The following is a 4,661-nucleotide window of genomic DNA, read 5'->3' on the forward strand; positions in this document are numbered from 1 at the left end:
CGGATTAGTGCCTTGAGGACGCACTAACCAACCACATATCCGCAGGTCAGCGCGTTCCAGCACCTGAAAATCTGCTCAACTGACCCAACTCAGGTTGTAGCGATCCTGAAAGCCATTCGAGAAAGGCGCCGAGCTGTTCTGGTGTCAAGATCGTGCGCTTGCGCTGTGCGGCACGCCCGCCGCGCTCCCGTGGCGGCACGGCGTGCTTAGCTGGGTTGGTGTGGAGGTAGTCCCACAGCCCAGTCCGGCTCCTTCAGAGAGCATGTCGTGCACTCGAAATTCCGCCGACGAGCTGCGTCTTCACTGGGGATCAAACGACAGATGTTGCGGCCGGCCGTGCGCGGGCATGCCCAACGGTCGGCAATGCAAACAAGCTGGGCAAGGCGGACTCGCTCGCGCAGCTCAGAATCTGTCCAACCTATGCGGTGTCGCCGAAGTCCTGCCGGTGGAACGTCTGCCAGCGAGTCTTATCCACATGCCATAGGTGGAGCTGTGTGGCCGAAGAATGGGCACAACCATGGGTGCGTTGCGCCGTAGCCAATTGTATGCAGAGGCTGCTCGGAGCCTTCCCCTCGATCAGCGGGAAGGCTTCGCGGATTCAGGCCGACAGGTTCAATAGAACGAAGAGGCGTCGCGCGGAGGGCGTTGTTCGCACGAGCTTCTCAAGCTACCTCACCATGACATCGGTCGACAGTGTGGCGGCGACATCGTCTGCGAAGGGCCCAGAGTCGACCCAGCCACCCACACCGGTCCGGACGACCGCAAGTTGATTCGGCAGGCCGCCCTGAACCGCTCGCAGAGCGATGTCACGGTGAAGGGCCCACTCCACTGATTCCGTATTGTTGGCGTGGTGCTGAACCTCTAGAGCGTCAGCGTGTCCACTCTGGGCGAGCCGTCTTGCGGCAGTGACCAGCCGATCCCGGGCCGCCTTGAAGTTGGTTGGGACAGGCTGTACCGCGATCCAGCCAGGATCGGGGCCGAAACGTCAAGTAGCCACTGCTGGCATCGATGAGGGATCCAGCGTTCTGCTTGCGGAGTCGGTGGAGTCGACAACCTCAAGGGCGACGCGATCGCCGTTCTTGTAGGTGATGCGGCCTCTTCAACGCCTTGACGATCGCATGTGCCGTTGTCCCAGAGTTCGACATCGACATTCCCAAGGCAGCGTTTGACCAGTTCGAGGACTGCGGCCTCCTGCTCGCTGGCTGTTTGGGCCATGTCGAGCGTCCTCCTCTGGCCGACGGTCGTTGCCGGCCATTCTTACTCGGTCAGTGCCCCGTTGACCCTGGCGACCCGCGGCCAGATCCCCGTGTTGCCACCCAACTTGGTGGCGCCCGATCTCTAAGTGGATTGGGGCCAGGCTTCGGTGGCGCCGCCCTGCACCTTCTTACCCATAGCGTCCGGAGACGCGATGGCTCATGCTGATGCACAAGGGGTGGAGCAATATCTGCACTGGGGGACAACATGAACAAGCCACCGTCAGAGGACGCCGATCTTCAGGCACGGGGCCTCTCCCCGCGCCTAGCATCGATTCCAGCGGGCAGCGAACCAGTTGAGACAAGGACCAAGCTCTGGGTAGGCGCTGGCAGGCCGTCATGGATCTAGCGGCCGCGATCTATCCGGTTAGACGACTTAAGGAACAGATCACGCTTCTCATTTCATTTTTTGATCCGAGCGACCCCGTAGGTACAGTCGTCCTGGGCGTGATCGTCGCGGCCGTGGTGGCAGCTGCGTTGTGGACTCTCAGGCGTTTCAAAGATCCAGTTACCATCACTCTCAAACGGATTGCACAGAAGGCACCGAAGAGATTTCACCCATTTCTCAAGGATAGCGTCTCCTTAGTCAATCCGGATTGGCATCTGGCGACGAGTACCCGGACAAAGAACGGTGCTGCCAGCCGAGTCGCCCAGTTGCGCGCACTGTCAAATCCAAAGATCTTTCTCGTCGGAAGCACCTATCTAGACCTGACCCTTTCGCCAGTGACCGTGAACTCCCTCGAGGAACAGGAGTACAGCGACCTGGATCGAGTGACGCCGGACTGTGGTGGATCGGCAGTTTACGTCGGCCGACACCTATGGAAGAAGTTCGGACAACGCAGTTACCTGTTCACTCAGATTGGTGAAGGAGACGGCCTGAGCAAGGAGCTACAGAGTCAACTTAAACGCGAACCGTGGCTCCGCGAAAAGACGGTTATCATGGCGAAGGGGCAGCAGAGTGGACTTTCCGTAATTCTGATGCAGAAGGAGTCGTCGTTCTACACAACATTCACTCACAAGGGTGCGCTGGCGGATTTCTCCTGGGATCCGATCCTACGTAAGATTCAGCGCAAGACCGGAAACGGTGGCCTTCTTTATGTCTCGGGATATTTTCGTACGAATCTGTGTGAGAATCTCAATCGGGCAATCAGGTCCATCTCGCCTCTGGTTGTCACTTGCGTCGATCACGGAAGGTCTCAGCCCAGTGACAATGTCAAGGCTGCGCGAGCGCTACGCGACGCATTCAGTACAGGACTGGTTGACATTTATATCTGCACGCTATCCGAACTGCGGCAGTTCGCGGCGGCTCTGAGCGTGGACATACCCGAAGGCTGTACACGCGAAGAATGTCTTGAGCGCGCGGTGGCCGGAGGTATCCTGCCAAAGGCGACGGTCGTGCGCCGCGAGTTCGACGGCGTCTCGCTACAGGCGGACACTGTGATCGACGCAAAGATCACTTCCGTAACCGTAGACCTCTCAGATGTGCAACCCGGAGCACTCCCGGGGCGCAAGAGTGCTTTCAATGCTGGCCTGATATATTATATTGCGAACGGAATTTCCCACGGCGATTTCGCTGCGGCGGTCAATGAGGCGACTCGAAACGCCCTTCTGACTTGGGCAAATAGTCAATGATGTCAAGAGGGGGAAGCGATATGCTCAAGCCGGAGCACTATTTCGATTCGGCAGAGGGTGAACTAAGATATATATTTGAACTCGCCTCCTCGATATGGGACGTCATCCCTAGGTTGACGCAAATTGTGGATGAGATGCTGGCCGGCAAACGCATTATCAAGGGGTTTGTATCTCCTGACGCTTACTTGCCCGACGGGCCAATTTACATTGGCGAGGGGGCATCGATCGAAGCAGGCGCTTGCCTGACCGGACCAACCTACGTCGGTCCTGGTGCCACTATTCGGCACGGCGCATACGCCCGCACGCCTTGTGTACTACTGGAAGGAAGTTTGCTGGGCCACGCAAGTGAGGCGAAGAATTCGTTGCTACTTGCTTCGGCGAAGGCGGCTCATTTCGCATACGTTGGTGACAGTATTCTAGGCCGGGATGTTAATCTAGGCGCCGGTACGAAGTTGAGTAACGTCAAGATCTCCGCGCCCCATGAGAATATAATTCTGGATTTTGGTGGTGAGCGCATAGATACCGGCCTTCGCAAGTTCGGCGCAATATTGGGCGACGGTATACAAATTGGTTGTAACGCTGTGCTTAGTCCTGGAACTCTCGTTGGACCCCGTTCGCGCATCTATCCGGGTGTCGTTCTGAGGAAGGGGTTCTATCCCTCCGACACTATTATCAAGTTGCGGCAGCAGATCGAGTCGGTAGAAGCGACCTAGTGCTTCGTCAAGGAACGTTAGGTGGGTAGTCGGGCCGGCGGATTTTGGAGTCGATGGCGAAGCGTCGTTTGGGGTTTGGCGTGTTTGTTGTGCCAGCGGGCGCAGCCGGCGAGCCAGTTCAGCCAGCACGCATTGCTCGGGGTGAACACTAGCGCCATGCCGGACCCGTCGAGTCCGAGAGATCCGGCCCTGCCAGTGGAAGATTGCTGAGTGGGATTGCTGCCTGGTCGTGTGCGTGCGTTTGGTGGTCTGCGAGTTTCCGTCGTTCTACGCGCCGCGGTTGTGGGTGTGGCGGTCGGTTGGTCGGGTGTGGTTGGTTGGATTTTGGGTGCCAGCCGGGTGTTGGGTCTTCGCCGGTGAGGCCAACCGTTGCGAGGGGAACGTGTCAGTCAAGTAACGCGCCGCGGCGTCCGGCGATGGAGGAGGTAGGAGCGTCCAGGGGGGAGCACTGGTGAAGATGCTCAGATACGGCGAGATTCCCGATCTTCCGCAACCCGATGACGCGCTCATGTGGTTCCTTCTGAACATCGTCGGGCTCCCATCGTTAGTCGTAGGAGTCGCCGCGCTGGTTCTCTGGGCGCTGTCTTGGATCGCGGCCGCTCGTACCGCAGTTCGCCGCGGTACACGGGTGGTCAGGGGAGCGGGGGCGATTCTCCAAACCAGACGGGGTCCGCTGCTCGTCGGCACCATCGTCGTTCAGACGGCACTGGTTGCCACGACCTACATCATGGGACAGATCGCATTCGCGATGGCGCCGAAGAGGTCTGGGCCGCCCGCGGACATCGATTACGTGCTGAGTGTGACGCTCGCCTACGACCACTGGACTCGCGGTTCACTCCTGGTGGTACAGGGTGCTGTGGCTCTCGTCGTCCTCATCGACCTTTTTGCCTTGGTCAGGGATCCGGAAGAGACACCTCTGAACCTGCTGATGGGACTAGCCGGTGGACTTGCGCTACTTCTTGCCTTTACCGGCTCTTCAAACTTGACCGGGCAGCGATTCTGGTCTGGCTGTGCTCCGGCGTGATTGCCGGGTGCAGAAGTACCGTACTCGGCGGCGTTGGTT

3 protein-coding genes and 1 pseudogene are annotated in these 4,661 nt (G+C 58.8%); all 4 read left to right on the forward strand.

Annotated features, from left to right (window positions below):
• Positions 1-260: 260 nt before the first annotated feature.
• Positions 261-770: pseudogene (locus EV643_RS47160) on the forward strand (hypothetical protein); the annotation flags it as partial.
• An 822-nt stretch (positions 771-1,592) separates the two neighbouring features.
• The gene (locus tag EV643_RS43710) at positions 1,593-2,885 is read left to right on the forward strand and encodes a carbohydrate kinase family protein (RefSeq protein WP_133806131.1); all 1,293 of its coding nucleotides are present in this window, start codon (positions 1,593-1,595) and stop codon (positions 2,883-2,885) included.
• A gap of 20 nt (positions 2,886-2,905) precedes the next feature.
• Positions 2,906-3,598, forward strand: a complete 693-nt coding sequence (locus tag EV643_RS43715; protein ID WP_166665816.1) for an LbetaH domain-containing protein — start codon at positions 2,906-2,908, stop codon at positions 3,596-3,598.
• A gap of 451 nt (positions 3,599-4,049) precedes the next feature.
• Complete coding sequence (locus tag EV643_RS43725) at positions 4,050-4,622, forward strand: hypothetical protein (RefSeq protein WP_133806133.1); 573 nt, start codon at positions 4,050-4,052, stop codon at positions 4,620-4,622.
• Positions 4,623-4,661: the final 39 nt, after the last annotated feature.

Source organism: Kribbella caucasensis, from assembly GCF_004361855.1.
Classification (GTDB): domain Bacteria; phylum Actinomycetota; class Actinomycetes; order Propionibacteriales; family Kribbellaceae; genus Kribbella; species Kribbella caucasensis.

What these genes read in the sequence shown, in the direction of transcription:
- EV643_RS43710 (WP_133806131.1), top strand. Translation starts at nt 1,593, where the DNA reads ATGGATCTAGCGGCCGCGATCTATCCGGTTAGACGACTTAAGGAACAG.
- EV643_RS43715 (WP_166665816.1), top strand. Translation starts at nt 2,906, where the DNA reads ATGCTCAAGCCGGAGCACTATTTCGATTCGGCAGAGGGTGAACTAAGA.